Genomic DNA, 26,909 nt, shown 5'->3' with positions numbered 1-26,909 from the left:
ACGGACAATAAGAAGTTTCTCGGTCCAAGGGATCTTTTGAATGAAGCGCAGAAAGGAATTTAACATATGCTTACAACAAATTTGGAGGAAATAAAAAAGGCGTCCCGCAGCGGGTACGCGATTCCGGCCATTAATACGCAGGGGGGAAACTACGACATTATCTGGGCGTGCTGCCGTGCCGCCGAAGAGATGAAGTCCCCGATGATCCTGGCGCACTATGTTTCAACCGGCGCTTACTCCGGCCACGACTGGTTCGTCAATGTCTGCAAATGGTGCGCGGATAAAGTCTCCGTTCCGGTTTCCGTCCATCTGGATCACGGCAACAGTTTTGAGATCTGCAAAATGGCGGTCGATCTGAAATTTACAAGCGTGATGATCGACGGCTCGCAGAAACCGATTCAGGAAAATGCTTCGCTGACCAGACAGGTGATCGATTATGCCCATCCCAGAGGGATCCCTGTGGAGGCCGAAATCGGCGAACTGCAAAGGCTGGACAACGGCGTCGTTCTGGAGAATAAGAATATCGCGAATCCGGAAGAAGTGAGAGAGTTCCTGAGCCTTTGCAGTCCGGATACCCTGGCCATCGGAATCGGAAACGCACACGGCTACTACCGGGGTAAACCCGACATTAAGCTGGACGTTTTGGAAAAGGTCCGCAAATTCACGGACCTTCCCCTTGTGCTGCACGGCTGCACCGGGATGAGCACGGATATCGTCAAGGCCGCCATCCGGCTTGGAGTGGGGAAGATCAATTTCGGCACGGAAATCCGTTACAAATATCTTGAGCATTTTCGCAATGCGATGGACCATATGGATCATCAGGGCCATTCGTGGAAAATCTCTCAGGCCGCAAACGACGCCCTGACCGAAGATATTAAAAAGATCATCGAACTGTCCGGTTCCGCGGGCAAGGCCTGAGGAACCGGCCTCGGGGTCCCTGGCTTTGGAAACCGGTGAAACAAGGAGCCGCGGGAACGCTGGAAGATCCAGCGTTCCCGCGGCCCTTTGCATCTGTGGAAAGATCCGTCGATCCCGGTCGGCGGCGGGACGGGAATTCAAACGGTCCGGAAGCGGCTCAGGCGACAACTTCACCGTAAAGTTCGGCATAGGGATGTCCCTTGCAGTCTTTGAGCAGATTCCGGTAAAATTCCAGCGTGTCCCGAATGGTTCCCATACCGCAGAGCGCTTCGTAGGATAAGTAGGAATTCGCCGATTGCGTCAGTTCCCAAATCCCCTTTTCGAACAGCGGGACCAGGGAAGCGGCCGACCCGATTCCCACCTGGTTCAGCATGGTGCATCCGCTGGAAGCTTCAATCAAACCGCGGATTTCCCACAGGATCCGATGTTCCTCTCCAATCCTGATCCAGCTGTTTTCCCGGACTTTGACTCTTAGAACGATGCGGTATTCCATCGGGTTATCCCCCATAAAGCTTTGATTTTTGACCGGAAACCATGCAGATACAGGGGAACCTGAAAGAAGGGCGCTTTCAAACGAATGAAAGCGCCCTTTCGCAAAGAACCCGCGTGTCGTTCGGCTGTGAAGAATTTGCGAAACTTCCCGGTCTGACGGCATCGGGGTTCTGTGCTCTGCGCGGCGGACGCAAGTATTTATTTACCATGTCATTTATCATACAATACCGCCGCGGCATTTTCAAGGGAAATTATTCCTGAAAAATTTCCCGAAAGCGAGGCTTTTTTCTCAAGCCTTGGTCTTTGGTCCCGCCGGCTTATGGAAAATTCAGAAAGCCGGAGTGCTCCGCGGCAATCTGGGCCGCGGCCATGCAGACGGTGAAAAAAGCAAGCGCGACGATGAGGACGACGGAACCCGCGTCGTACCGCATTTTTTCCTCCCGGTTCATGGCGTAGGCCAGCAGGGTCTCGATCCCGAGGAACACAAGGACCAAAGGCCAGAGCGAGACGATCAGGCGGAGCGTCACGGCCGGGACGAACAGCCGCAGAAGGAACAGGATGCCGAAGACGACCATGGAAACGCCCGCGGACAGCGTGCCGACTCTTCTGTTCTTAATCATGCCGCTCCAACTCCTCCCGTTTCCCTTTGATCAGCCGGATGCCGATCAGGATGATGACGACTCCCACAAGCACCTGGGGGAAGACGGAGAGGATGCCTTCGAAATACCTGACGGCCTGCGGAAGAAGCCCGAACCGGAACTGGGAAAGCAGCTTGGCGGCGATCAGGTAAAGCCCGAAAAAGAGCAGGAGGATTCCGGCGTAAAAGCCGGTCCGTGTGGAAAAATGCTCGCTCAGTCCGGTCAGGCTGTCCAGATGGAACAGGTACCGGTCCTCCATCCTGGCGAATTCCTGGTCGTCGGCGCAGGTCAGGTTGATGCACTCGAAAAAGGAATAGAACCACAGCACCGGGATAATATAGAGCAGCGGTCCGATGCCGAGCCACGACGACAGGAAGATGATGAAAAAAAACAGGGACATCAGGGAAAGGCCCCGCTTCATGAATCCCATGAACATGTGCCCCGCGCCGGGCAGCAGGGAAAAAAGGACGGTCCAGACCTTACTTCTTTTCTTCGGCATGATGAAAAACCTCCCAGTGAAGTAGTTGTTGTGAAAAGCCGTTCAGGCGGGTGCTGATCTGCTCCACGGCGGAAAAGCCGGGAGCGCCGATGCGCAGGCTAGAGTCCTTCTGGCCGGCGAGCGTCCGGAGCGTGCCGGAAAAGATGAGGAACAGCGCGGCGCAGGCCGCGAGAGCGACCCGGGCGGAATAAAGGAAAAGCTCCGTGCGCGACTGCCCGCGGGGAAGCCGCCGCCGGACCTCCTCGGTAAATCCGGCGGGCGGGACCGCCGGTCCGCTCTTTTCCACCGCCCGCGCAAGGCGTTCGGCGCAGGGCCCGCAGTCCGCCGCGTGTTCCGCGACCGCGAGCATCGCGGCCGCGTCCAGCGATCCTTCGACAAACTCGCGCAGGGTCGATTCTGAAATGTGTCCGTCCGGCGTAAACAGTCCGTTCATCCTTCTTCCTCCTCCCACAGGGCTTTCAGTAATTTTTTCGCGCGGTAGAGCCGCGTTTCCAGAGTCCTTATGTTCTGCCCGGTTTCCCGCGCCAGTTCGGAGAGCTTTTTCTCCCCGCAGAAATAGCTTTCCGCCACGCTCCGGTAGGGCTCCCGCAGACGGCGGCACAATCGGCGCACATGGCTCAGGGACATCCGGTCCTCCGCCTGTTCCTCCGGCGTGCCGTCCGGGTCGAGGAGCAGGGCGGCGTCCTCGGCGGCCAGCGGCAGGTTCTTCCTCGCCGGGCTTTTCAGGTGGTCCCGGCATTTGTTGACGGCGATGGCGGTCAGCCAGCCCTTCGGGTTTTTCCCGTCGAAGCCGTTCCAGCCGCGGTAGGCGGACACAAAGGTGTCCTGCGCCAGATCCTCCGCGTCAAAATAGTTTTTTGTCATGGTCAGGCAGATGCTGAAGACGAGGGCCTGATACTGCGTTACGGCGCGTTCAAACTGCTGCTCGTTAATACGCATCACCATCCCTTTCGTCTCTGTCTATCAAACGATCCGGCGCGCAGAAACACTTCAAAAAAAGAACACAAAATAAAAAAGCCGCGCGGCCGCAAAATCAAATGACAATTCTGCCCGCCGCGCCGGCCGGAAAATTTACTGTGAAAGCAAGAGAGAAATCGGGAATTTATCTTGACTTTGCGTCACAAAGAGGTATAATTTGGTTGTAAGGCACAAAAAGTGCAGCGCAGGGGAAGGTGTAACGAGCACCCGCCCCCTGCGTACGGAGAAAAGACCTCCATACGCAACTGAATCATCAGCACACTGCGTCCTCTATTATAACTCCGCTTTGTCGTTTTGTACAGAGGGGAAATGGGGATTGTCCGGGTGTGTTTGTGGCGTTGTATATGGATGAAAAATCCGTATACGGCGTTTTTTTGTGCCTTGCGGGGCCGCCCGGGCGGGGCCGGATGTCACCACCATCCTCTCTCTCCGCCTTCGCGGTCCCTTCTTTTAATATTTTTCCACGCCGTCCTTCGTCACGCGGGCGTGCACCAGCGGAATCGATTCCGGCGGCTCCGCGCCGATCTTCACCGCGTCCCGGAACAGGCGTTCCGCCTCCCGGCATTTTTGCTCGGAGGAGGTATGGAATTCCGCGATCGGCTCTCCGGCGCCGACCCGGTCGCCGACCTTTTTACGCAGGACGATTCCGGCGCTGAAGTCGATCGGGTCTTCCTTTTTTTCACGCCCCGCGCCAAGCTCGACCGAGGCGATGCCGCATTCCTCCGTGTTCATCGCCCGGATGAAACCGTCTTCGCCGGACGTGATTTCATGCCGGACGGCGGCCTGCGCGAATTTGGAGTTGTCGTCGAGGACGGAGACGTCCCCGCCCTGCGCGGCGACCATCTCGCGGAGCTTTTGGAACGCCGCGCCGTTTGAGATCTGTTTCTTCGCCAGCTCCCGGCAGATAGGAAGCTCCCCGCGGCCCGCCAAAAACAGCATGTTTGCCGCCAGCTCCACGCAGATGGCCGTCAGGTCCTGCGGGCCGCGGCCCTTCAGCGTTTCACAGACCTCGCGGATTTCGAGGCTGTTGCCGATCGCGCTGCCGAGCGGGCGGTCCATGTCCGTGATCAGCGCGACGGTCCGTCGGCCGACGTGCTCGCCGATGGACACCATCGCCTCGGCCAGACGGATGGAATCGTCCACGGTTTTCATGAACGCGCCGCTGCCGGTTTTGACGTCCAGCAGGATACAGTCGGAGCCGGCGGCGATCTTTTTGCTCATGATGCTCGAAGCGATCAGCGGAATGCTCTCAATGGTGGCGGTCACGTCGCGTAAAGCGTACAGCTTTTTGTCCGCCGGGACCAGATTGCCGGACTGCCCGATAACGCTGACGCCGACCTTCCGCACGATGTCGAAGAAGGTTTCGCGGTCCAGGGAGGTTTTCATGCCGGGGATGGATTCCATCTTGTCCACCGTGCCGCCGGTGTGGCCGAGGCCGCGCCCGCTCATTTTGGCGACGCGCACGCCGAGGGACGCGACGATCGGCGCGATGATGAGCGTTGTCTTGTCGCCGACGCCTCCGGTGCTGTGCTTGTCGACCTTGACCCCGTCGATGGAGGACAGGTCCACCATCTCTCCGGAGCGCGCCATGCACAGGGTCAGGTCGGCGGTCTCCCGCGCCGTCATGCCCTTGAAATAGATCGCCATCATCAGCGCGGAAGCCTGGTAATCCGGAATTTCCCCTTTCACGTAGCCGTCGATGAAGAACTGGATTTCCGTCTGGGACAGTTCTCCGCCGTCGCGCTTTTTGGAAATAACGTCATACATTCTCACGACTGATATCCTCCTTTTCCAGGTCCTTTTTGCCGAAGCCGAGCGGCAGCAGCTCCCGCAGGGAAAAAACCTTCCGGTCTTCCGGCGATTTGGCGAGAATAATCTGAAATTCGTCCGGACCGCAGAATTCCATCATGACCTGACGGCAGACGCCGCAGGGAGGGCAGTAGTCGGCGAGGGGCTCCCCGGCCTTTCCGCCCACAACGGCAATTGCCGCGAATTCGGATTCCCCTTCGCTGACCGCCTTGAAAAACGCGGTCCGTTCCGCGCAGTTGGAGGGGGTGTACGCCGCGTTCTCAATGTTGCAGCCGCGGTAGACCTTCCCGCTTTTTGTCAGCAGCGCCGCGCCGACGGCAAAACCCGAATAGGGGACATAGGCTTTTTCCCGCGCTTCCATCGCGGCCCGTACCAGTTCCTTTTCGTCCATGAAGGCTCCTTTCTCCGTGCCTGAAAAATTCGGGCGGACGGGATCTCCCGCCCATTTCAATTCTATTAAGCGTTCGCTCAATATCCGTGCGCTTTCTCTGAGCTTATCTCTGACCCTTTTCGTAGGGCAGGCCGTCCGCTTTCGGCGCGACGGAGCGCCCGACAAACAGGATCAGCACCACGATGGTGAGAATGTAGGGCAGCATGGCAAGAATCTGGCTTGGAATCGCCACCCCGCTGTCGCTGCCGCCCAGAACCACGGTGAGCGCCTGGGCGAGGCCGAACAGCAGGCAGGCTCCGTAGGCCCCGTACGGGGTCCATTTCCCGAAAATGACGGCCGCGAGGGCGATGAATCCCTGGCCGCTGATCGCGGTCGGATTGAACTGGGAAATGATCGCGAGGGTCATCGATGCGCCGCCGAATCCGGACAGGACGCCGGAAGTGAGAACGCAGGTATAGCGTGTCCGGCTGACGCTGATGCCCAGAGTGTCGGAGGCCGCCGGATGTTCGCCGACGGAGCGGATGCGAAGGCCCCACTTGGTCTTATAGAGGAAAAACCAGATAAAAAGGGTGGCGGCCAGCCCGAATACCACCGTGACGTCCACATTCAGATTCGCGGCCGGTGTTCCCGCAAAGGCGTCTTCCCCGAACAGCCGCGGAAGCGTCGTCACCGGAGGAGTCATGGTGGCGTCCTTGAACAGGAGGCGGCAGAAGAACAGGGCAAAGCCCGGGCCGATCAGGTTGATCGCGATGCCGGAGATCGTCTGGTCCGCGTTGAACGTCACCGAGGCGATCGCGTGCAGCAGGGCGACCATTGCGCCCGCGATGCCAGCCGCCAGAAAACCGAGCCAGGGATTGCCGGTGAAATAGCTGACGGAGGCGCCGGTGAACGCGCCCATGGTCATCATGCCTTCGATTCCGATGTTGACGACGCCCGAGCGTTCCGAAATCACGCCGCCGAGCGCGCCGAACACCAGCGGGGTGGAGTACATCAGGGTAATGCCGATGAGCAGAAGCAGCTTACTGAACATGTCCGGCACCTCTCTTTTCCAGCTTTTCCGCAAGCACGGGGACCACTTTGGTCAGCGCGACGAAAAATACGATCGTTCCGATCATGATGTTGATGATTTCCGTCGGCGCGCCCACGTCCTGCTGAACGCTCTGCCCGCCGTACAGCAGACCGCCGAACAGCAGCCCGGCAAAGACGCATCCGACGGGGGACGACCCCGCGATCAGCGCCACAGAAAGCCCGTTGAAGCCGTTGTTCTCAAATGCCGCGAGCGTGGAGATTTTGTGCGGCGCCGTTCCGGTGATGGCCAGAGCGCCCGCCAGGCCCGCCAGGGCGCCGGCGATCACCATCGCGTCGGTGATATTGCGGCTGACGTTGATCCCGGCGAATTCCGCGGCGTCCCGGTTGAAGCCGACCGCGCGGAGCTCGTACCCCTTTGTGGAACGGTACAGCAGGTACCAGATCAGCGCGGCCATCAGAATTGCGGCCAGGAACCCGAAATTCACGTCGGTTTTCAGCATGACCTCGTACAGCCACTCGTGCGGCTTCAGCGCCGCCATTCCGGCTTTGGAGGTCTTCCAGTTCGGCAGCAGCATGGTGTAGCTGGATTCATTGACCGGGTAGGTGCTGGTGGAGTTCGGCATGTGGTATGCTTTTAAGGCAACGACAAAATTGGAAAGGTACAGGCCGATCCAGTTCAGCATGATGCTGGTGATGACCTCATGAATGCCGAATTTTGCCTTTAAATATCCGACGATCCAGCCGAACAATGTGCCGCCGAACACTCCGGCGAGCACCACCGCCGGGACCTGAAGAACAGCGGGAAGGTCCAGCTTGACGCCGACCAGCACGGCCGCCAACGCTCCCGCGATGTACTGGCCCTCCGCGCCGATGTTGAACAGCCCGGTCTGAAAGGCGAACGCGACGGAAAGGCCGGTCAGAATGATCGGCGTCGCCTTGATGACGACATTGGAAATGTATTTCGGCCTTGCAAAGATTCCCTGAAACAGAGCGCCGAACGACTGCCATGGATTGTAGCCCGCGACGGCCAGAACGACCGCGGCGACGATAAATCCGAACAGAACGGCGATCAGCGTCGAGGCGATCGGTTTTTTAAGTATTTTCGCTGCCAGTTTCATTCATCCTGCCTCCCGCCATTAAAAGTCCGATGGTGTTTTCGTCCACTTGTCCCTGCGGGAAGGAAGCGACGATGCTTCCCGCGTAGATGACGCCGATCGTGTCCGCGACGTTCATGACCTCGTCCAGCTCCAGGGAGATCAGAAGGACCGCCCTGCCCGCGTCGCGCTCCCGCACCAGCATTTTATGCACGTACTCGACCGCGCCGACGTCCAGCCCGCGCGTCGGCTGGACCGCGATGAGCAGGTCCGGCTCGTTGGAAATTTCCCGCGCGATGATGACCTTCTGCTGGTTGCCGCCGGACAAGCCGCGCACCGGCTGGTTTTCACAGCCCGCCGGGCGGATGTCGTAATCCTCGATCAACTGCCGGGTGTATGCGGCCATTCTGGAGCGGTCGATTTTTCCGTGTCTGCTGAACTCCGGGGTGCGGTATTTTTCGATCACCGTGTTTTCCGCCACTGTAAAGGGGAGGACGAGCCCGCGCCTCTGGCGGTCCTCGTGGACCGTGGAGACCCTGTGGTCGATCACGTTCCGCGGCGTCGTATTCTGGATCTCGGCCCCGCCGATCGTGATCGTGCCGCTTTCCGCGCGGGTCAGGCAGGTGATCGCCTCCACCAGCTCCTTCTGGCCGTTGCCGTCGATTCCGGCGATTCCCAGAATTTCGCCGCGCCGGACTTTCAGGGAAAGATCGCGCACCGCTTCCAGCCCGCGCTCGTTTTTGACCGTCAGATGGTCGATTTCAAAAATGGTGTCCCCCGGCTTGGCGGGCGTTTTGTCGACGACGAGCTTGACGGCGTGCCCGACCATCATGGTGGCCAACTGTTCCTCGTCCACTTCCGCGACCGGAACCGTGTCGATCTTGTGCCCGCGCCGGATGATCGTGCAGACATTGGAGGAGGCTTTGATTTCCTTGAGCTTGTGCGTGATAATGATGATGGTTTTCCCGTCGCTGATCAGGCTGCGCATGATCCCGATCAGCTCTTCGATTTCCTGGGGAGTCAGCACCGCGGTCGGCTCGTCGAGGATGAGCAGGTCCGCCCCGCGGTACAGAGCCTTTAAAATTTCAACACGCTGCTGCATCCCCACGGAGATATCCTCGATTTTGGAGTCCGGGTCGACTTCCAGCCCGTATTTTTTCACGATGTTGAGAATTTCCCCGCGCGCCTTTTTCATATCTAAGATTCCAAATTTGCCGGTGACCTCGTTGCCGAGGATAATATTCTGCGTTACGGTAAAATTGTCGACCAGCATAAAGTGCTGGTGCACCATGCCGATCCCATGCTCGATCGCGGCGTTTGGATTTTTGATCGCCGCCTTTTCGCCGTTTAAGTAAATTTCACCCGAATCGGCCTGATACAGACCGTACAGGATGTTCATCAGCGTGCTTTTTCCGGCGCCGTTTTCTCCCAAAACAGCGTGGATGGAGCCTTTTTTTACGTCCAAATCCACATGGTCAAGGGCACAAAAGGAGCCGAACAGTTTGGTGATGCCGTGCATCTGCACCGCATATTCCGTGCTGACTTCCATGGCAGGAACCCCCTTGCTTTCCATTCTTCATTCCCACAAGGAACGGGGCGCCCAAAAAGAACGCCCCGTCCGCAAGGAAAGGATAACCGGGTCTGTGAGATTATTTCAGCGCTTTGACGAATGCATCGTAATCATCTTTGCTGGCCGGAGGCACGATGGTTTTGTCCTTGATCTTCTGCTCCAGCGCGATGGTCGCATTGTAGGTGTCGTCACCCATCAGCTTGTGCTCTTCCGGAATGCCGACGCCGTCTTCCGTCAGGCCCAGGCTGTAGGTCTTGCCGCCGATTGCCGTGCCGTTGATCGCGTCTTTGGAAACCTGCTCGACCGCTTTGTCAACGCGCTTCATGGCGGAAGTCAGAACATTGCTGGGGGCCAGGAAAGCCTGGTCCTTATCCACGCCGATGGCGTACTTGTTCGCTTCCTTCGCCGCTTCGATCACGCCCACGCCGACGTTGCCCGCGGCATGGAAAACGATGTCGCAGCCGCCGGAGTACATGGATTTCGCGATGGCCTTGCCCTTTGCGGAGTCGACGAAGCTTTCCGCGTACTGCGAGACGACTTCAATCTTTTTGTTCAGCTCGTGCGCGGCATATTCCACGCCGGCCTTGTAGCCGTACTCAAACTGGTCGATGACGTCGCTCTTCTGTCCGCCGACAAAGCCGACCTTGTTGGCTTTTGTGGTCTTGCCCGCGATGTAGCCGACCAGGAAGGAGGGCTCCTGCGCGCGGAACACAACGCAGGTGACATTGGACGGGACCTCGGTGTAGGCGTTGTCGATGATGGCGTAGCTGATGTCCGGATTCTGCTTGGCCGCGTTTTCAAGCGCGTCAGCCATCGCGAAGCCGACGCCCCAGATCAGCTGGTTGCCGTCGTCCGCGGCCTTGTCAAGGTTGGTCCCGTAATCGGATTCCTGCTTGGACTCGGAGTAATTGGGCTTTACGCCGGGGACATCTTTCGCGAGCTGTTGCAGGCCTTCCCAGGAAAGCTGGTTGAAGGACTGGTCGTTGACCCCGCCGGTATCCGTGACCATCAGGACTTTGTACTCTTTCGCGGCTGCCTCAGATGAGCTTCCCGCGCCGGAAGCCGCTTGGCTGGACGCTTCGCTGCTGGACGCCGCCCCCGAGCCGCAGGCCGTCGCGGAAACGGCCATCAGGGCCGCGAGCAGAAATGCTGCCAACTTTTTCATTTAAATTCCTCCTAATGTGTTTGATATATTTGAATATCACAAGTAGTGATATTACTCTTTTTGTCGGCACAACACAAGATTTTGCGGCGGTAGCATAAGAAATCACTTACTTTTTTAGGAAAATCGGCGCGAAAAATGACTAAAATGAAGCGAGGGACAGCGCAAGCTCCATCATCTGCGTAAATCCCGTTTCCCGCTCCGCCGCCGAAAGAGACTCGCCGGTGAAGGGACAGTCGGAGATGGTAAGGAGGCATAAAGCGTGCTTTCCGGCTCTGACCGCATTCATATAAAGGGCGGCGGCTTCCATCTCGACCGCGAGAACGCCCATCTTTCTCCAGGATTTCAGCGCGTTCTCGTCGTCCCCGTAAAAGACGTCGCTTGACAGAACGTTGCCGACTTTCACGCTGATGCCGAGTTTCTCCGCTCCGGAAACCGCGCGGGACAGAAGGCCGTAGTCCGCGGTCGGCGCGAACGTGCCCGGCAGCCGGTACTGGGCGGCGTAATTGGAATCCGTGCAAGCTCCCATCGCGGCGACGATGTCTTTCACATGGACGCCGTCCGCGATCCCGCCGGCGGAGCCGACCCGGATGATGTTGTCCACGTCATAGAAATGGAAAAGTTCATAGGTGTAGATTCCGACGGACGGCATTCCCATTCCTCCGCCCATGACGGAGATGGATTTTCCATTCCGGGTGCCGGTGTAGCCCAGCATATTGCGCACGGTGTTAAAGCATTTTGAATTTTCAAGATAATGCTCCGCGATATATTTCGCGCGGAGCGGGTCGCCGGGCATCAGCACCGTCTTTGCAATCTCCCCGGCCTTCGCGCCGTTATGCGGCGTCGGTGTGTTTTGCATGATTCTCCTCCTGTTTCCGCCGGGACGCGTAACGGCCCCGGGATCCGGTCAATTTATCCAAGAATTCTGTCAAGCCTTGATGTCCCCGTGATCTCGGATTTGATCCCGAAATAATCGAGGACGGTCGAGCCGATATCCGCGAACGTCGGCAGCGTGCCGAGATTTGCCCCTGCGCGGACCGGCTTTCCGCAGACGACCCAGGGGATGTACTCCCGCGAGTGGTCGGTGCTGGGGGTGGACGGATCGCAGCCGTGGTCGGCGGTAATCATCAGAAGATCGTCAGGGCGAAGGCCCGCCAGAATTTCCGGCAGTTTCCGGTCAAAACAGGACAGGGCCTTCGCGTAGCCTTCCACGTCGTTGCGGTGGCCGTAAAGCATGTCGAAATCCACCAGATTGACAAAGCACAGGCCTTCAAAATCGCGGCCCGTCAGTTCGATCGTCCTCTCAATGCCGTCAGGGTTATCTTTTGTCCGAATTGCCTCGCCAATCCCTTTTCCGGCGAAAATATCGTTGATTTTGCCGACCGCGATCACGTCGCGGCCGTTTTTCGAAAGCTGGTCGAGCATGGTCGTGTTCGGCGGCTCAATGGAGAAGTCGTGGCGGTTCGAGGTGCGCGTAAAATTGGGATATTCCCCGACGAACGGACGGGCGATCACGCGGCCGACGCCGTGCTTCCCCGTGAGAATTCCGCGCGCGATTTTACAGTCCCGGTACAATTCTTCCAGCGGGACGACCGACTCGTGCGCGGCGATCTGAAACACGCTGTCCGCCGACGTATAGACGATCAGCGCGCCGGTTTCGACGTGCTCTTTCCCGTAGTCGCGGATGACGTCGGTGCCCGAATAAGGCTTGTTGCAAAGCGAACGGCGGCCGGTCCCCTGCTCGAATGCCCGGATCACCTCCGGAGGAAAACCGTTCGGATAAGTCGGCAGCGGCTTTGGAGAATCGATTCCGGCAATTTCCCAGTGGCCGATGGTCGTGTCCTTGCCCTTGGAAATTTCACGGAGGCGGGCGAACGCGCCCTGCGGTTTCTCCGCGCCGGGACGGCAGGCGACCCCGTCGATATTGAAGAGTCCCAGCCGCTGCATGTTCGGCATGGCAAAGTCGGCGCTCTTCGCGCAGGCCGCGAGCGTATTGCTGCCCTCGTCCCCGTATTCCGCGGCGTCCGGTTCCGCCCCGATGCCGACACTGTCCAGTACGATCAAAAAAATTCTTTTACCCATAAGCCGCTTCCTTTGTCAAAGTTGTTTGGTCGTTTCGCGTATCTTCAGCGCGACGGGGAGAATGTTCTCCCGCTGCTCGATACGGCCGTTTTCCACCTGTTCCAGAATCAGGCTCACCGCCCTGCGCCCGATCGCCTCGATGGGCTGGGCCACGGTGGTCAAGGCAGGCGTCATCAGTTCGCTCAGTTCCACACCGTCGTAGCCGACGATCATCACGTCTTCCGGAACGCTGCGGCCCTGCTCGCGCAATAGTTTGAACAGGGAAAACGCGGCCATGTCGCTGACGGCGAGGACGCCCTCCGCGTCGGGAAAGCGGCGGAACAGCTCCCGTGCCGAACTCCGCCCTTCTGCGTAATCGAAGCCGCTGTCGACGAAAAGCGGCTGAATTCCATGCTCGTTGCATGCGTCCACATAGCCAAGAAAACGCTGCTGACTGCTGGAATATTGCTGGGGACCGCGCATCAGCACGATTTTCCGGCATCCGCACCGGACCAGGTGCTCGGTGGAAATCCTGCCGCCCCCGTAGTTATCGGACTGAACGGAGGCGGTGTAGCCCGCCCCCGCGCTTTTGTCCAGCACAACAACGGGCAGCCGGCAGTTTTCCAGTTCTTCTTCCAGATGTTCGTTGTTCGCGGTGATGATGATGCCGTCCGCGTTCATGGAGGAAAGCATTTTAATGTAAGCGGCTTCCTTTTCCGGATTCTGGTCCGTGTTGCAAAGGATGAGCTTATAGCCGTTTCGGAACGCTTCATCCTCGATCGCGCGGCCGATCTCACTGAGGAAGAGATTGAGAATGCTCGGCACGATATACCCGATCATGCGGGAGGATTTTTTGTAGAGGGAACGCGCGATCTCATTGGGATTGAAACCCGTTTCAGCAATCGCCTTCCGCACGCGGCGCGCTTTTTCTTCGGAAACCTTTGCCGTGCCGTTGATCACGCGCGACACGGTGGCGGAAGAAACACCGGCCAATTTTGCGACATCACCGATATGGACCAAAAAAACCACCAAAGCTTTCTTCTTTCAGCTGCCTGAAACCGAAAATAAAATTTGAAAACGGTTTCAACTGAACATATTGTACATCATCGGAATGCGCATGTCAATGTTTTTATTTATTTTGCAGAAGGTTTTAATCCCTATTTTACTGTGATTGATTTAAATCCGGCGCCGACTGCCAGCTCGCGCAGATTTTGCATCCGCTGCGGGGAGGGGGAGGAGAGGGAAGCGTATTTTCCCTTCACGCCGAACGGCCGAAACGGAATCAGGACGAGGCGGGTGTGGATAGTTTCCGGCCCGAACATTTCGGCAATGCCGCGGATCGCGGCTTCGGTGTCCACATGCCCGTCGAGGCAGACGATGCGGACCTCTTCCAGCTTTCCGAGGCTTGAAAGAAACCGCAGATTTTCTTTGACGGCGGCATTGTCCCCGCCCGTCAGACTGTGGAAAATCTCCGGCGACCAGGACTTGACGTCCAGCATGACGCCGTCGCAGACTTTCATCAGTTCCGGAAAATCGGAAAAGGCGGCCGTGCCGTTGCTGTCCAGCAGGCAGGAAAGGCCGCGCCCTTTGGCCAGCGTGCAGAATTCGGTCAGGAACTGCGGGTACAGCATGCACTCCCCGCCGGAAACCGTGACGCCGCGGATGAACGGAATATTTTTTTCCACCTCCGCCATGACCTGCCCCGCATCCATTTCACGGACTTTCGGGGACGCGCGGTTTGGGCAGACCGCGATGCAGGTGTCGCAGGAAACGCATTTTGATGGGTCCCAGATAATGCGGCTGTCCCGCAGGGAGAGCGCCCCGGCGGGACATTTCGGAACGCATGCCCCGCAGGAATTGCAGAGGCGCTGCGTTTCCGGGTTGTGGCAGTAGCCGCAGGCGATATTGCAGCCCTGCAGGAAAACGGAGGTCCGGCTGCCGGGACCGTCCACCGTGCTGAACGGGATGATCCTGTTGACGGGCGCCTTTGTCATGCCATGCGCACCTTTCGCTTTTCCAGATGGTTGGTCGCGTAGCTCGCGGAACCAAGCTGCGTGGTGTTCTGAAGCACGGCCTGATGGCTGCGGTATTTTTCCATCTCGCTGCGTTTGACCAGGTATCCGGTGATGCGGACCAGGTCCGTGCTGGCGGAGTAAAAGCTCATATACTGGACGCCGAGCGAAAACGCGCCCTTGACGACGTCGAGAAGCGCGGCGGGGTTCTGTTTCACATTGTCCGCGATCGGGAAGATGTCGCCGACGCCGGCGGGGAAGTAGCGGTGGAACCGCGCGCAGTGGCGCAGGTGATCCGCGAAAGAATCCGGCTCGTCGCCGATCGCGATGCGCACGCCGGAGGTGATGCCGAGGTCGCTGTCGAGCCCGACCTGCGCGTGCAGCAGGAATTTTCCGCCGGTCAGCGGGGAATAAGCCGCTTCATAGCCGTCCACAAGCTCCCGGATTCGGTCCATGATCCTTTTCGCGAGGTCGTCGGCTTCCTTGTCCCGCCCATAGATCTTGCCTTTTTCCTTCATCAGCGTGTTGACGCATTCCGCCATTCCCGTCACGCCGAACATCGGCAGAAAACGGTCCTTCGAGATCAGACCCTCGCGCACCAGAAAGTTGGATTCGAAGAATCCGGACTGCTCCACGATGAAACGGATGCGCTCGTTCATGTAATCCGCGATCAGGCGGAGGCACTCCGGCAGCAGCGTGTTCAGAAAATGCTCCTCGCTTTCGGCCTCCTTCACCAGCTCGGTCAGCGTGACGCGGGTCAGCGTGTAGGCGCCGCCGCAGACCGGCAGGATGTTGTAGCAGCTCGCTACGCCGTAGCGTTCCCCAAACGGGGCGCGGTTCGCCGGGTCGTTGCAAACGGCGGGGTTGGAACACCGGAGCGAGCATTGGATTGCCTCTTCCATAAAAGGATCGGGGGTGACGGAAGGATCATATTTGATCGTCAGGTTTGGGACGGTGTTCTGGAGTTCCCGCTCCACTTTCAGAATCAGGTGTCCGGCGCGCGACTCCTCCGGTCCCAGGTTCGCGTGACAAAACGAATCCGTGATCGTCCGGTCCAGATAGGTGAGGAACAGGCGGAGCTTCTCACAGACCTCCTCGTCGGGATGTCCCTCGAGGAACGGGCCGATCAGCCTGTCGAGGCTGCCGAGATAAACCGGAAAGTTGGTGATGGACGGGACGTGGCGGTAAAGAATCATCAGCGAAAAGAGCAGCTCATCCAGCGTCTTCGGCGGGTCCAGCTTTAAAAATTCGCTGCCCTGACGCACGAAGCGCCCGTAGTCGGGCAGGATATAGCGCGGACGGTAGGGGGCGCCACCTTCAAACAAATCGTTGATCGCGCCGGTTTCAAAGTAATGCTTTGTCCGCGGAGGGATGTTCAGCGCATCCAGCGCGTTTTCCGCGCATTTTGCCAGCCCCATCAGCTTTTGCTCGTGGGTCAGTTCGCGGGATGTCAGTGTTTTGTAGGTATTCTCCGAGTCGAACATTGCGATTCCTCCATTCAGTATTGCCGGATTACAATCGGTCTTCTTATCGTTTATGAATTTCACAAATGGGAGTCAAACTCTTTGAAAAGCGCCTGACGCCGGGCGGCGTTCAGCCTGATTTTGCCGTGGGTCACAGAGAGAAAGCCCTTTTGCGCGAGGCCGCGGACGACCCGGTTGACGGTGCGGACGCTGCAGCCGGTCCGCTCCGCGATTTCCGCGCGCGTCAGGTCCAGCCTGACGTCTTCCAGCGGCTCTCTTCTCGTGTCGTAGGCGCGCAGCAGAACCTGAATCACCCGGCCGGAAGCATCCAGAAAATGCCGGGCCCTTTCGTTGACCGTTTGGTCCAGCAGAGTTCCCAGAATGCTGCGGACCCTGCCGAAAAAGAATTCCGGGTCGTTTTTCACCCACTGCAGATAAGCCTGAGAAGAAAAGGTGAGAAACCGGCAGGGGGAGACGGCCCGCACTTCCGCAAGGTAGCGGTTTCTTCCGGCGAGCAGCTCGTATTCCCCAAAAAATTCGAACGGCCTGAAATCCGTCACCGTATAGCTGGAAAAGCGGGGGCGGCTGATGATCACCGAAACACGGCCGCACAGCAGAAGGGAAACCCTTTCGCAGAGGTCCCCCTCGCGGATCAGGGCGTCTCCCGAATCGAGGGAAACGGGAGATACGGGCGCTCCGCCGGGAAAGGAATCCATGATCGGCGAAAGTTTTGCCCGTAAGGAGTCGCTTTCCGAAGCTAGATATTCGGCAAGATCCATAGAGCTTCACCCCGAATTCCGGATGAATTTGTGGCCTATCCTTATTATAACGGATTCAAGGCATAATAAAAGGACATATGTCCTGTTTTTTTAAATGTTCCCGGCGTCTGATTCATTTGTGCCGCACTTGACAGAAGGCCAGCCGCCTGGTAATATAAACATAAGATTATGGACATAAGCATATGTTAAGGAGGCGGGCAAAGAATGACGGAACGGGAGCGCCAGATCTTTCGCTGGATCGAAGGCAATCCGCTGATCTCACAGCAGGAACTGGCTCAAAAAGCCGGGATCACAAGATCTTCCGTTGCGGTCCACATTTCCAACCTGATGAAAAAAGGGCTGATCCGCGGCAAGGGCTATATTCTTCAGCAGGAGCCTTACGCCGTTGTGGTCGGCGGGGCGAACATCGACATCGGCGGAACGCCGTTCCGGCCGCTGGTCAGGCGGGACTCCAATCCCGGCCGCGTCATCCTGTCCTCGGGCGGAGTCGGCAGGAATATCGCGGTCAGTCTGTCTCAGCTCGGAGCCGGGGTGAAGCTCGTCACCGCGCTCGGCGACGACGCGTATGCGGCGCAGATCGCGGACGGCTGCCGCAGGGCGGGGCTCGATCTTTCGGGATCGCTGACGGTTCCGGGCGGGGCGACCTCCACCTATCTCTATTTGACCGATGAGAAGGGAGAGATGGAGTTGGCCGTCAACGACATGCAGATTTATGAACACTTGACGCCGGAATTCCTGAAGACCAAGATGGACCTGATCGAGAATGCCGCCCTGTGCGTCATGGATACCAACCTGACTGCGGAGACGGTGCGCTGGCTCGCTGAAAACGTCCATTGCCCAATTTTCTGCGACCCGGTGTCCGCTGCCAAGGCCGGCAAGCTCACAGGCCTGCTCGGACGTATTCACACGCTCAAGCCGAACCGGCTGGAAGCGGAGCTGCTCAGCGGAATAAAAATCGAGGATGAACGGTCGATGGAACAGGCGGCCGCCGCCCTTCTCGAAACGGGGCTGGAACGGGTGTTTCTTTCGCTGGGAGAGGACGGGGTCTACTGCGCGGACCGCGGCGAACGCTTCAAATTGCCATGCGCTCCTTCCAAACCGGTCAACGGCACGGGCGTCGGCGACAGCTTTATGGCCGCCGCGGCCTGGGGCTGGATGCGGGGGCTTTCGCTGCGCGAATGCGGCAGGGCGGGCCAGGCGGCCGCGGCCATCTGTATCGAAAGCCCGCAGACCGTCAGCCCGGATTTGAACGAGACTGCCCTTTTGGACCGGATGGGGAGTCAGGAAGAACAAAAAACGCACATTGATTCCAGATCATAAGAAAAGGAGTTCATTCAAATGAAATCGCTTGAACAATATTTAACCGTGTCCCCGGAGGTCAAAGACGCGCTTGAAAACAACAGACCGGTCGTGGCGCTGGAGTCCACCATCATTTCCCATGGAATGCCGTACCCGAAAAACGTGGAAACGGCGCTGAACGTGGAAAAGATCATCCGGGATAACGGCGCGGTGCCGGCGACTGTCGCGGTCATCGGGGGAAGACTGCGCGCGGGTTTAACGGAACAGGAGATCACCTATCTCGGCAAAAAGGGACTGGCGGTGACCAAGGCGAGCCGCAGGGACCTGCCGGTGCTGGCCGCGCGCGGGGGGGACGGCGCGACGACCGTAGCCGCCACCATGATCGTTGCGGCCCTGGCGGGAATTCGGGTTTTTGCGACCGGCGGGATCGGCGGGGTTCATCGCGGGGCCGAAGTTACCATGGATATTTCCGCCGATCTGGAGGAACTGGCCCGGACGCCGGTCATGGTGGTCTGCGCGGGCGCGAAATCGATCCTGGACCTTGGGCTGACGCTGGAATATCTCGAGACGAAAGGCGTTTCCGTTCTCGGCTACCGGACCGAGGAACTGCCGGCGTTTTTTACGAGGAAAAGCGGATTCCGGGTGGATTACCGTGTGGAGACCCCGAATGAGCTGGCGCGCATCTGCCGCGCAAAGCAGGATATGAACCTCGGCGGCGGACTTCTGGTGACCAATCCGATTCCGGAGGAATACGCCATGGACCCCGGCTACATCAGCCGTTCCATCGACGAAGCCTGCGCGGAAGCCAAACGGCTTGGAATCAAGGGCAAGGAAATCACCCCGTATCTGTTGGACAAGATTCAGAAGATCACAGGGGGAAAAAGCCTGGAAGCCAACATCCGGCTCGTCTACAACAACGCCGAGCTGGGCGCGAAGGTTGCCTGTGAGCTGTGCGGGTTGGAACGATAAGCAGAGGACCCTGAGGGAGCCTTTTGCATTTCTGACCGGGCTGTTCCTATGTTGGTGAGAAAATGCTATAATACCATTAGCCAAGATTGCTGATGGAAAATATTGCATTCGTATCACAAGGAGAGGAAAGACAGCGATGAACGGGTTTACTTATTATTCTCCGACCAAGGTGTTGTTCGGCCGCGGCTGCGAACGGAATGTCGCGGCTGAAATCCGGGCGTTCGGCGGGAAAAAGATTTTATTGGTATACGGGGGACACAGCGCGGAAAAGAGCGGACTGCTGGCGAAGGTCGGCCGGGCGCTGGAGGAAGCGGGCCTGGCATACCGGAGCCTCGGCGGCGTGAAGCCGAACCCCCGGCTGGAACTTGCGGAAAAGGGCGTGAGTCTGGCCGTGGAATACGGAGCGGACTTCATCCTGGCCGTCGGCGGGGGAAGCGTCATTGACACGGCAAAGGCAATTGCGCTCGGAGCCGCGAATCCCGGAACAAATCTTTGGAATTTCTGGCTTCAGAAGGCAAAACCGGAAGCCAGCCTGCCCGTGGGCGTCATCCTGACCATTTCGGCGTCCGGAAGCGAGGCCAGCGAAGCCGCCGTGCTGACCAATCGGGACACCGGCGAAAAGCGGGGACTGAGCAACGAACTGAACCGTCCGCGCTTTGCGTTCCTTGACCCGGAGCTGACGTACACGTTGCCAAAGTACCAGATTGCCTGCGGTATCGTGGACATCATGATGCATACGCTGGACCGTTATTTTACTCCGACGGAAGGGAACGAGCTGACGGATGAGATCGCGGAGGCGCTGCTGCGCGTGGTGATCCGCAACGGGACCAAGGCGCTGGAACGCCCGGATGATTATCAGGCGATGAGCGAGCTGATGTGGGCGGGCAGCCTGTCTCACAACGATCTGACCGGCCTGGGCGCCCTGAAAGATTTTGCGGTGCACCAGCTGGGACACGAGCTCAGCGCGATGTTCGACGTGGCTCACGGCGCCAGCTTGTCCGCCGTTTGGAGCTCCTGGGCGCATTATTGCTATCGTTCCAAGCCGGAGCGCTTTGCCCGCTATGCCCGGAATGTCTGGAACGCAGCCGGCGCCGACACGGAGGCGGCTGCGCTGGAGGGGATAGAAAAGACGGTAGCCTATTTTAAATCCCTGAACATGCCAATCGATTTCTCCGGCCTGGGTATCGGCGTGCAGAGGGAGGAGACCCTTCGGGAGCTCGCCGACCGGTGCGTTTTCCGTGGGGAACGCAAAGTGGGCAGCTTCCGGGTCCTGGACCGCAGTGATGTTTATCAAATCTACAGTTTGGCAAATCATTGAACTAAAATATATGTAAAGCAGAGGCCCGCAGGGAGATGATCTGCGGGCCTCTTGCCTTTTCCGGGAAGATCATATTTGAATCCGGGACTGGCGCCGGAAAAACGGAGTTTGCGTCAGGAAATGGTAAGGCGTAAAAAATACGACTATGATTTCCGTGGCGTCTATGCTATAATACATTAAAAATATGTTAAAAGCAGAATACATATTGAAGGGAAAACGGTATTACGGAAAGCGATCACTTGGAAAAAGAGCCTTTTTCCAAAAGGGAACTGGTGCGGCTGATCTGGCCGCTGGTGATAGAACAATTTCTTGCTGTCACGATTGGAATGGCCGATACGGTCATGGTCGCGACCTCCGGGGAGGCGGCGGTATCCGGCATCTCGCTGGTCGACGCGGTCAATACGCTGCTGATCCAGATTTTTGCGGCTCTCGCAACGGGAGGGGCTGTTGTGGCGTCCCAGTATCTCGGCAGCCAGAATCGGGAGGGCGCCTGCCGGTCCGCCAAACAGCTGCTTTATACCATCACGGCAATGGCCTCCGGAATCACGGTGCTCTCCGTGATTTTCTGCCGTCAGATCCTGCGGTTCGTTTTCGGCGGGATAGCGCCCGACGTGATGTCAAACGCGCAAACCTACTATTATCTCACGGCGTTGTCTTATCCGTTCATGGCCATTTATAACGCTGGCGCCGCGCTCTACCGGTCGATGGGAAACAGCCGCATTTCCATGGTGGTTTCCATCCTGATGAACCTGATTAATATCGTCGGCAACGCGATTCTGATTTATGGGTTCAATTGGGGCGTGGCGGGGGCCGGCACGGCCACTCTGCTGTCCCGGATTGTTGCGGCCGTGCTCATGCTGATTCTGATTAAGGAAAAAGAGAACCTTATCTTTATCGAAAATATTTTTCGTTTTGAATTTCATCCCGACATGATACGGAAGATCCTGGCGATCGGTGTTCCAAACGGGCTGGAGAACGGAATGTTTCAGGTTGGCAAGCTGCTGGTGCAGAATCTGATCACTACATTTGGGACTTCCGCCATCGCGGCCAACGCCATTGCCAACAGCGTTTCCAGCTTTTCCAATATTCCGGGGAATGCCATCGGCCTCGGGCTGATTACCGTGGTCGGGCAGTGCGTTGGAGCCGAGGATTACGACCATGCCGTTTTTTATACCAAACGCCTGATGAAAGCGGCTTATCTCTCCATGGGCATGATCAATGTCGCCCTGTTCCTGTTTGCCGGCCCGATCGTCGGGGTGTTCCATCTCAGCGCTGCGGCGACGGCCAGCGCCTCCCAGATCCTGACTTGTTTCGCGGTGTTCAACGCGGTGATCTGGCCTGTTTCCTTTACGCTTCCGAACGCTTTGCGCGCCGCGGGAGACGCCCGTTTCACCATGGTGACTTCCATGCTTTCCATGTGGGTTTTCCGAATCGGGTTCAGCTATATTCTCAGTCTCCTGCTGGGCCTTGGGCTGCCGGGAACCTGGTTCGCCATGTATATCGACTGGGTTGTCCGCTCCCTCGTGTTTCTCATCCGTTTTTCCGGCGGGAAATGGAAACAGAGGAGGGTCATTTGAAAGCGGATGCTTTTTGACAAACGGGCGATATGATATCATGAATCGTAAGATGTTTGGTCCGGTTTGGAGGTGGGACGATGCCAAGGCCCAGAAAATGCAGGAGAGTCTGCTGCATGCCGCAGGTCAGCGTGTTTGGCCCCGAGGGCGGAACCGATGCGGCGGATCCCCTTTTGATGACGGTGGAGGAGTACGAGGTGATTCGGCTGATCGATTGGAACGGGCTCAGCCAGGAAGAGGCCGCGGCCGAAATGGGCGTCGCGCGCTCCACGGTACAGAGAATTTACGGGGAGGCCCGCCACAAGCTGGCGGACTGCATCGTGAACGGCAGGACGCTGAAAATCGGCGGGGGAAACTACCGCTTGTGTTCCAACGGGGAATTGTGCGGCTGCCGGAGAAGGTGCTGCCCGTCTTGTCCGGATTGCGGAACCGAAACGGAATCCAAAGGATAGACTGCCGTGTCAGAGCCCTGTCCGGCGTGCCGGCAGAAAACACCTCCCGATGTAGGAACATAACTACGTCGGGAGGTGTTTTCCGCCAAGCTATCGTTTGTCTTTGAATTCGGCAAAACGCTTTCGGGACTGTGTGTCGGACTCGAAAAAATCGAGAAGGATTTTAAGGCAGGAGACGGTCCTTTCACTGAGCGAATGCTCAATCAATTCCGTTTCCTCCAATGGTTCGCTGCTGCCCGCAAGAAGAAGGAACCGCTCGACGGTGTTGTGGCGGTCCAGCAGGTATTCTCCTGCGCTGCGCCCTTTCTCCGTCAATAGGATGATTTCATATCGGTCGTATTTCAAATATCCCATTTCAGCGAGTTTCATCATCATTTTGGAAGCGGAGGACGGCTTGACATGCAGCAGCTCGGAAAGCCTGCCGACCCGTGTGTAGCCGTCCTTGCTGCAAAGGCGGAAGATCATCTCCAGGTAATCCTCCATGGCGGGTGTCAGCTGGCCTTCTTTCTGGCTGATCAACTGGTATCCGCGGAAGGTGCGGAATTCGGCGTTCGTCTCATGGTCCATTCTGGTCAGATCCTTTAGTGAGGTATTACAATCATATTCAGGATCCCGCTTCATTCAGAACCATTTCATTAGCCTCAGGAAAAAATTTTGCCCTGATCGCGGGTGCCGGGCTCCCCCTGAAGGCGGACCTGGGCGAGCAGTTTTCTCAGCAGCTCCGCATGGCCGGAGAGCTCCTCACCTGCGGCGGCGCTTCGGGAGGACAGATCGGCGTTCGTGCGGATGACTGCGCCGACCTGCTCGGCGGACAGCGCGGCTTGTTCCGCGCTGTTTGCCTGATCTTCGGATGCCGACGTGATCCTGCCGATGCTTTCGTTGATTTCCGCGAATTTCCCGGCGGTTTTTGTCAGTTCCGACGCGGTCTTTTCCGCCCTTTCACAGCCGTTCCCGATTTTTTGGACGGAATCCTCAATCAGAATGTCCGTCTGTTTTGCCGCCGCCGCCGTTTTTTCCGCAAGAGCGCGCACCTCCTGTGCCACGACCGTGAAACCGTGCCCGGCGCTCCCGACCCGGGCGGCCTCGACGGACGCGTTGAGTGCCAGAAGGTTGGTCTGGAATGCGATCGAGTCGATCTGCGCCAAAATCTGCCGCATCTTTTCGGAAGAGGCGCGGATTTCTTCCATCAGCGCAAGAAGCCGCTTCATCTGCTGGTCGCTTTCCTCCACGCTTTCCAGCGCGGCGCCGGTGTCCTTCAGAATCCTGGCGACATCGTCCGCGTTTTCCCGCGATTTTTCCAGAATGCCGTTGACGGAAACGGTGAGCTGATCGACGGAGCGGCTCTGCTCCTCGGCCCCGCGGGCGACCTGCTGCGCGCCTTCCGACACCAGCGCCGCTCCCGCGCCGATCTGGTCTGCCGAGGAGCCGATCTGGGAGAAGGACGCGCTGAGTTTTTCCCGGATGCTGTTGATGGAAGCGGATAGAGGGGCGAAATTTCCGGGGAAGTCCGGAATATCCGCTCCGGTGAAATCCCCTTCCGAAAGATTCAGCAGAATAGCGGCGGTTTCCGAAACATAATTTTGCAGCCGCCGAAACGACGCGTTCAGAGAATCGGCGAGATCTCCGATTTCGTCGCTGCCGGCGTAGGAAATGCGCAGGTCCAGCGAGCCGTTGGAAAATTTTCGCGCGGCTTCGGCGATGGAACCCAGAGGCCGCCCGATGGAACGGGAAAAACGGATGCCGAACCACAGGGACGCGGCGATGGCACACAGCGAAAAAACGCCCTGGAGGAGAAAGAGAAAGAAAGAGACCCGTTTTTCCTCTGCCGCCGCCCCGGCGGACGCCCGGTTCTGAAGGTCCATGAAGTTCTGATAATGCTGCAGGATCGTTTCCTCCGGGGCGATGCTGTTTTGCAGCAGGGTGTCCGCCGGGGCCAGCTGGCTGCTGTCGGCGGCTTTTATCGCGTCTGTGATTTTGGGATCAAACGCTTTCCGGAATTGCTCCGCGGCCTCCGTCAGTTCTTTCGAGGCTTCGGGGGAGCCGGCGGACCGCAGCAGCTCCGATTCATAAGATTGATAATCTTTCCGGCTTTTGTCAATGGAGGCCTTGTCCGATTCAAACAGTTCGGAATTATGGAAATTGATCACCGCATCGCGCGCGGAAGATTCCATGTGCGAAAGACAGGTCATGGCGTGGGCGGCGGCCGGCAGCCTTTCCGCAACCCGCATGCTTTCTTCTGCGGCTGAATTTGCGCGCGCCATACCGTGACTGCCAATCGCGGCGACGGCCGCGGAGCAGGCGGAGACAGCGCAGAAGGCGAGAATCAGTTTCCGGGCGATGCCGCGCTTTTTCTTTTTTGCGGCCTCTTTTCTCATGTGTGATGCTCCTTCGTTTTTTTCTGCAACTAGTATAGCGCTTTCGATGGACCAGTCTGTTAGAGCCTTGTTCAGAGCATGTAAATAATTTAAAAAGAGGTTTAACCTTCATTTTACATCCGGTTAACAGGAAAAATATGACGGGAAATTATAATGGATGCAGAGCGCGCGATACAGGGAAAGAAGGGGAATCGGAGTGGACTCAAAGCACAGGCAGGATCTTGACCATATTATCGACGGGGGCTGCATTAAAACTGTTTTTCAGCCGATCGTCTCTTTGAAGGACGGTTCCGTGCTGGGCCATGAAGCGCTGAGCAGAATGACCTGCGAAACGGGCATATCCGATCCGGAGCAGCTGTTCCAGGCGGCGGGAGAAAGCGAACGCCTGTGGGATTTGGAGCTTTTATGCAGAACCACGGCTTTGAGGACCGCTTATCTGGATTTGGAATACGCGGTCCTTGGGAAGAAACTGTTTCTGAATGTAAATCCGAACGTGATGCACGACGAAAAATTCCGCCAGGGGTTCACCCACAAATATCTGGAGCAATACGGAATCCGGCCGGAAAATATTATTTTTGAGATCACGGAACGCAATGCGGTGTCCGATATGCAGGGATTTGTCGGAACGGTGGAACACTACAAGGGACAGAATTACCATATCGCGGTGGATGATGCGGGGGCGGGCTATTCCGGGCTGAACCTGATCGGCAGCATCCGCCCCCATTATATCAAGCTGGACATGAGCCTGGTCCGCGGTATCGACCGCGACAACATCCGCTATGCCCTTGTCAAAAGCATGGCGGAGCTCTCAAGGACCGCGGGCATCGATCTGATTGCGGAGGGCGTTGAGACGCGGCGCGAGCTGGAGACGCTGGTGGACCTCGGCGTCCAGTATGCGCAGGGATATTTTCTGTGCAGGCCGGACGAGCAGATCCGGGAAGCCGAACCCGCCGCGAAGGAGCTGATTCTTGAGCTCAACCGCAGAAAAAAGCATATCCTCGGCACACAGGCCAGCAATATCTATATCTCAAATATCTGCACGCCGACGGAAACGATTCCGCCCGAAATGAAAGTCGAGGCGGTTTTCGACAGGCTGAAAGACGATCTTGACGCGTTCGGCTGCTGCGTGGTGAAGGACGGGAAAGTCCTGGGCGTTGTGACAAAGTCGCATCTCGTCCTGCAGCTCAGCGGCAGGTACGGGTTCAGCCTTCACCAGAAGAAACCCATTTCCTTTCTGATGGATACCCGTTTTCTGTCCGTGGACTGCTGCACGCCGATCAATGCCGTCTCCAACGCGGCCATGTCCCGGACGCCGGATAAGCTGTATGATTTCATCGTTGTCACCCGCGATGAAAAATACCTTGGGACGGTCACCATCAAGGACCTCCTTCAGAAGACGACGGAAATCGAAGTCGTCAACGCCAAATACCAGAATCCGCTGACAGGTCTGCCCGGGAATGTGGTGATCGAACATAAAATTGACCAGTGCCTGGCCTGTGAAAAGCCGTACTGTGTGATATATTTTGATATTGACAACTTCAAGGCCTATAACGACGTCTACGGATTCGAAAACGGGGATTCCGTGATCAGGCTGCTCGCGGAGGTGCTGCAGCGGCATCTGCCCCCCGACCAGTTTGCCGGGCATGTGGGCGGGGATGATTTTGTCGTTGTGACGCAGTGCGAAACGGCCGAGGAATACTGCGGACAGGTCGTGAGGGATTTCCATACGGAGGTTTTGGAACTCTATAACGCCCAGGACGTGCAGAACGGATATATCTCGGCGGAGAACCGCAGGGGGAGAAAAGAAAAATTTCCGCTGATCTCGCTGTCGGTGGCGGGGATCCGGGATCAAGGCTCGCGGTTCCGGGACCGGCTGGAACTGACGGAGGAGCTTGCAAGATTAAAGAAAAAAAGCAAGCAGCAAAAAGGTGACAGCATTTTCTGGCTGTAATTTATTAAAATTACAATTTTATCCTTTTTAAAAAATTAATGCAAAATTAATATATTTAGTGTATAATCAATTTATT

Annotated in this window: 27 protein-coding genes; 8 read left to right on the top strand and 19 right to left on the bottom strand. The window is 57.6% G+C overall.

Annotated elements, in window-relative coordinates:
* The first annotated feature begins 66 nt into the window (after window positions 1-66).
* Complete coding sequence (locus VA597_RS13845) at window positions 67-918, top strand: class II fructose-bisphosphate aldolase (protein WP_128743468.1); 852 nt, start codon at window positions 67-69, stop codon at window positions 916-918.
* A gap of 157 nt (window positions 919-1,075) precedes the next feature.
* Here the strand turns inward: VA597_RS13845 and VA597_RS13840 are convergent, their stop codons facing one another.
* Window positions 1,076-1,411, bottom strand: coding sequence for a hypothetical protein (locus VA597_RS13840; protein ID WP_128743466.1), 336 nt, complete (start codon window positions 1,409-1,411; stop codon window positions 1,076-1,078).
* 41 nt (window positions 1,412-1,452) lie between these two features.
* On the opposite strand from VA597_RS13840, the gene VA597_RS13835 reads away from it, so the two are divergent.
* Entirely contained in the window at window positions 1,453-1,671 is a 219-nt protein-coding gene (locus tag VA597_RS13835) for a hypothetical protein (protein WP_326974761.1), read from the top strand.
* Window positions 1,672-1,727: 56 nt separating this feature from the next.
* Here the strand turns inward: VA597_RS13835 and VA597_RS13830 are convergent, their stop codons facing one another.
* The 16 genes from VA597_RS13830 to VA597_RS13755 all read right to left on the bottom strand — a co-directional run bounded on the left by VA597_RS13830 (window position 1,728) and on the right by VA597_RS13755 (window position 16,895).
* Window positions 1,728-2,030: a LiaF transmembrane domain-containing protein gene (locus tag VA597_RS13830; RefSeq protein WP_128743465.1), complete on the bottom strand. Its 303-nt coding sequence runs from the start codon at window positions 2,028-2,030 to the stop codon at window positions 1,728-1,730.
* Window positions 2,023-2,547 (bottom strand): hypothetical protein, encoded by a 525-nt coding sequence (locus VA597_RS13825; protein ID WP_128743463.1) that lies wholly within the window; start codon window positions 2,545-2,547, stop codon window positions 2,023-2,025. Before VA597_RS13825 ends, VA597_RS13830 begins: the two co-directional genes overlap by 8 nt.
* Window positions 2,528-2,980 carry an anti-sigma factor family protein gene (locus tag VA597_RS13820; protein WP_128743461.1) on the bottom strand — a complete coding sequence of 151 codons (453 nt, stop codon included), beginning with the start codon at window positions 2,978-2,980 and terminating at the stop codon, window positions 2,528-2,530. Before VA597_RS13820 ends, VA597_RS13825 begins: the two co-directional genes overlap by 20 nt.
* Window positions 2,977-3,489, bottom strand: coding sequence for an RNA polymerase sigma factor (locus VA597_RS13815; protein ID WP_205703256.1), 513 nt, complete (start codon window positions 3,487-3,489; stop codon window positions 2,977-2,979). Before VA597_RS13815 ends, VA597_RS13820 begins: the two co-directional genes overlap by 4 nt.
* A 486-nt stretch (window positions 3,490-3,975) precedes the next feature.
* Window positions 3,976-5,298 carry a pyrimidine-nucleoside phosphorylase gene (locus tag VA597_RS13810; RefSeq protein ID WP_205703169.1) on the bottom strand — a complete coding sequence of 441 codons (1,323 nt, stop codon included), beginning with the start codon at window positions 5,296-5,298 and terminating at the stop codon, window positions 3,976-3,978.
* Entirely contained in the window at window positions 5,285-5,725 is a 441-nt protein-coding gene (locus VA597_RS13805) for a cytidine deaminase (protein WP_128743457.1), read from the bottom strand. The genes VA597_RS13810 and VA597_RS13805 overlap by 14 nt, the downstream gene beginning before the upstream one ends.
* A gap of 103 nt (window positions 5,726-5,828) precedes the next feature.
* A complete protein-coding gene (locus VA597_RS13800; protein WP_128743456.1) occupies window positions 5,829-6,755 on the bottom strand; it encodes an ABC transporter permease in 927 nt (308 codons plus the stop codon).
* Window positions 6,745-7,872, bottom strand: coding sequence for an ABC transporter permease (locus tag VA597_RS13795; protein WP_128743454.1), 1,128 nt, complete (start codon window positions 7,870-7,872; stop codon window positions 6,745-6,747). The genes VA597_RS13800 and VA597_RS13795 overlap by 11 nt, the downstream gene beginning before the upstream one ends.
* Window positions 7,847-9,397, bottom strand: a complete 1,551-nt coding sequence (locus VA597_RS13790) for an ABC transporter ATP-binding protein (RefSeq protein WP_128743452.1) — start codon at window positions 9,395-9,397, stop codon at window positions 7,847-7,849. The genes VA597_RS13795 and VA597_RS13790 overlap by 26 nt, the downstream gene beginning before the upstream one ends.
* A 100-nt stretch (window positions 9,398-9,497) precedes the next feature.
* Entirely contained in the window at window positions 9,498-10,583 is a 1,086-nt protein-coding gene (locus VA597_RS13785; protein ID WP_128743450.1) for a BMP family ABC transporter substrate-binding protein, read from the bottom strand.
* A gap of 139 nt (window positions 10,584-10,722) precedes the next feature.
* Window positions 10,723-11,439 carry a purine-nucleoside phosphorylase gene (gene deoD, locus VA597_RS13780; protein ID WP_128743448.1) on the bottom strand — a complete coding sequence of 239 codons (717 nt, stop codon included), beginning with the start codon at window positions 11,437-11,439 and terminating at the stop codon, window positions 10,723-10,725.
* Window positions 11,440-11,492: 53 nt separating this feature from the next.
* On the bottom strand, window positions 11,493-12,662 hold the full coding sequence (locus VA597_RS13775) for a phosphopentomutase (protein ID WP_128743446.1): 1,170 nt from the start codon (window positions 12,660-12,662) through the stop codon (window positions 11,493-11,495).
* Between the two features lie 15 nt (window positions 12,663-12,677).
* On the bottom strand, window positions 12,678-13,670 hold the full coding sequence (locus tag VA597_RS13770; RefSeq protein ID WP_128744331.1) for a LacI family DNA-binding transcriptional regulator: 993 nt from the start codon (window positions 13,668-13,670) through the stop codon (window positions 12,678-12,680).
* A 128-nt stretch (window positions 13,671-13,798) separates the two neighbouring features.
* On the bottom strand, window positions 13,799-14,635 hold the full coding sequence (locus VA597_RS13765; protein ID WP_128743444.1) for a YjjW family glycine radical enzyme activase: 837 nt from the start codon (window positions 14,633-14,635) through the stop codon (window positions 13,799-13,801).
* Window positions 14,632-16,137 (bottom strand): YjjI family glycine radical enzyme, encoded by a 1,506-nt coding sequence (locus VA597_RS13760; RefSeq protein WP_128743442.1) that lies wholly within the window; start codon window positions 16,135-16,137, stop codon window positions 14,632-14,634. Before VA597_RS13760 ends, VA597_RS13765 begins: the two co-directional genes overlap by 4 nt.
* A 59-nt stretch (window positions 16,138-16,196) precedes the next feature.
* Window positions 16,197-16,895: a Crp/Fnr family transcriptional regulator gene (locus tag VA597_RS13755; protein ID WP_128743440.1), complete on the bottom strand. Its 699-nt coding sequence runs from the start codon at window positions 16,893-16,895 to the stop codon at window positions 16,197-16,199.
* A 204-nt stretch (window positions 16,896-17,099) separates the two neighbouring features.
* Between VA597_RS13755 and VA597_RS13750 the strand changes: the two genes are divergently transcribed.
* From VA597_RS13750 to VA597_RS13730, 5 genes are all read left to right on the top strand, one after another.
* Window positions 17,100-18,215 (top strand): PfkB family carbohydrate kinase, encoded by a 1,116-nt coding sequence (locus VA597_RS13750; RefSeq protein ID WP_128743439.1) that lies wholly within the window; start codon window positions 17,100-17,102, stop codon window positions 18,213-18,215.
* Window positions 18,216-18,233: 18 nt separating this feature from the next.
* On the top strand, window positions 18,234-19,163 hold the full coding sequence (locus VA597_RS13745) for a pseudouridine-5'-phosphate glycosidase (protein WP_128743437.1): 930 nt from the start codon (window positions 18,234-18,236) through the stop codon (window positions 19,161-19,163).
* A gap of 136 nt (window positions 19,164-19,299) precedes the next feature.
* Window positions 19,300-20,481 (top strand): iron-containing alcohol dehydrogenase, encoded by a 1,182-nt coding sequence (locus VA597_RS13740; RefSeq protein ID WP_326974760.1) that lies wholly within the window; start codon window positions 19,300-19,302, stop codon window positions 20,479-20,481.
* Between the two features lie 239 nt (window positions 20,482-20,720).
* Window positions 20,721-22,058 carry an MATE family efflux transporter gene (locus tag VA597_RS13735; protein ID WP_128743433.1) on the top strand — a complete coding sequence of 446 codons (1,338 nt, stop codon included), beginning with the start codon at window positions 20,721-20,723 and terminating at the stop codon, window positions 22,056-22,058.
* Window positions 22,059-22,135: 77 nt separating this feature from the next.
* On the top strand, window positions 22,136-22,507 hold the full coding sequence (locus VA597_RS13730; RefSeq protein ID WP_128743431.1) for a DUF134 domain-containing protein: 372 nt from the start codon (window positions 22,136-22,138) through the stop codon (window positions 22,505-22,507).
* 90 nt (window positions 22,508-22,597) lie between these two features.
* Here the strand turns inward: VA597_RS13730 and VA597_RS13725 are convergent, their stop codons facing one another.
* Window positions 22,598-23,074: a metal-dependent transcriptional regulator gene (locus VA597_RS13725; RefSeq protein WP_128743429.1), complete on the bottom strand. Its 477-nt coding sequence runs from the start codon at window positions 23,072-23,074 to the stop codon at window positions 22,598-22,600.
* 74 nt (window positions 23,075-23,148) lie between these two features.
* Window positions 23,149-24,882, bottom strand: coding sequence for a methyl-accepting chemotaxis protein (locus VA597_RS13720; protein WP_326974759.1), 1,734 nt, complete (start codon window positions 24,880-24,882; stop codon window positions 23,149-23,151).
* A 157-nt stretch (window positions 24,883-25,039) separates the two neighbouring features.
* Between VA597_RS13720 and VA597_RS13715 the strand changes: the two genes are divergently transcribed.
* On the top strand, window positions 25,040-26,833 hold the full coding sequence (locus VA597_RS13715) for an EAL domain-containing protein (RefSeq protein WP_326974758.1): 1,794 nt from the start codon (window positions 25,040-25,042) through the stop codon (window positions 26,831-26,833).
* Window positions 26,834-26,909: the final 76 nt, after the last annotated feature.

Source organism: Caproicibacter sp. BJN0012, from assembly GCF_035986805.1.
Taxonomy (GTDB): Bacteria; Bacillota; Clostridia; order Oscillospirales; family Acutalibacteraceae; genus Caproicibacter.
Note: the sequence above shows the minus strand (reverse complement) of the source record. Positions and strands in the feature narration are given on the sequence as shown.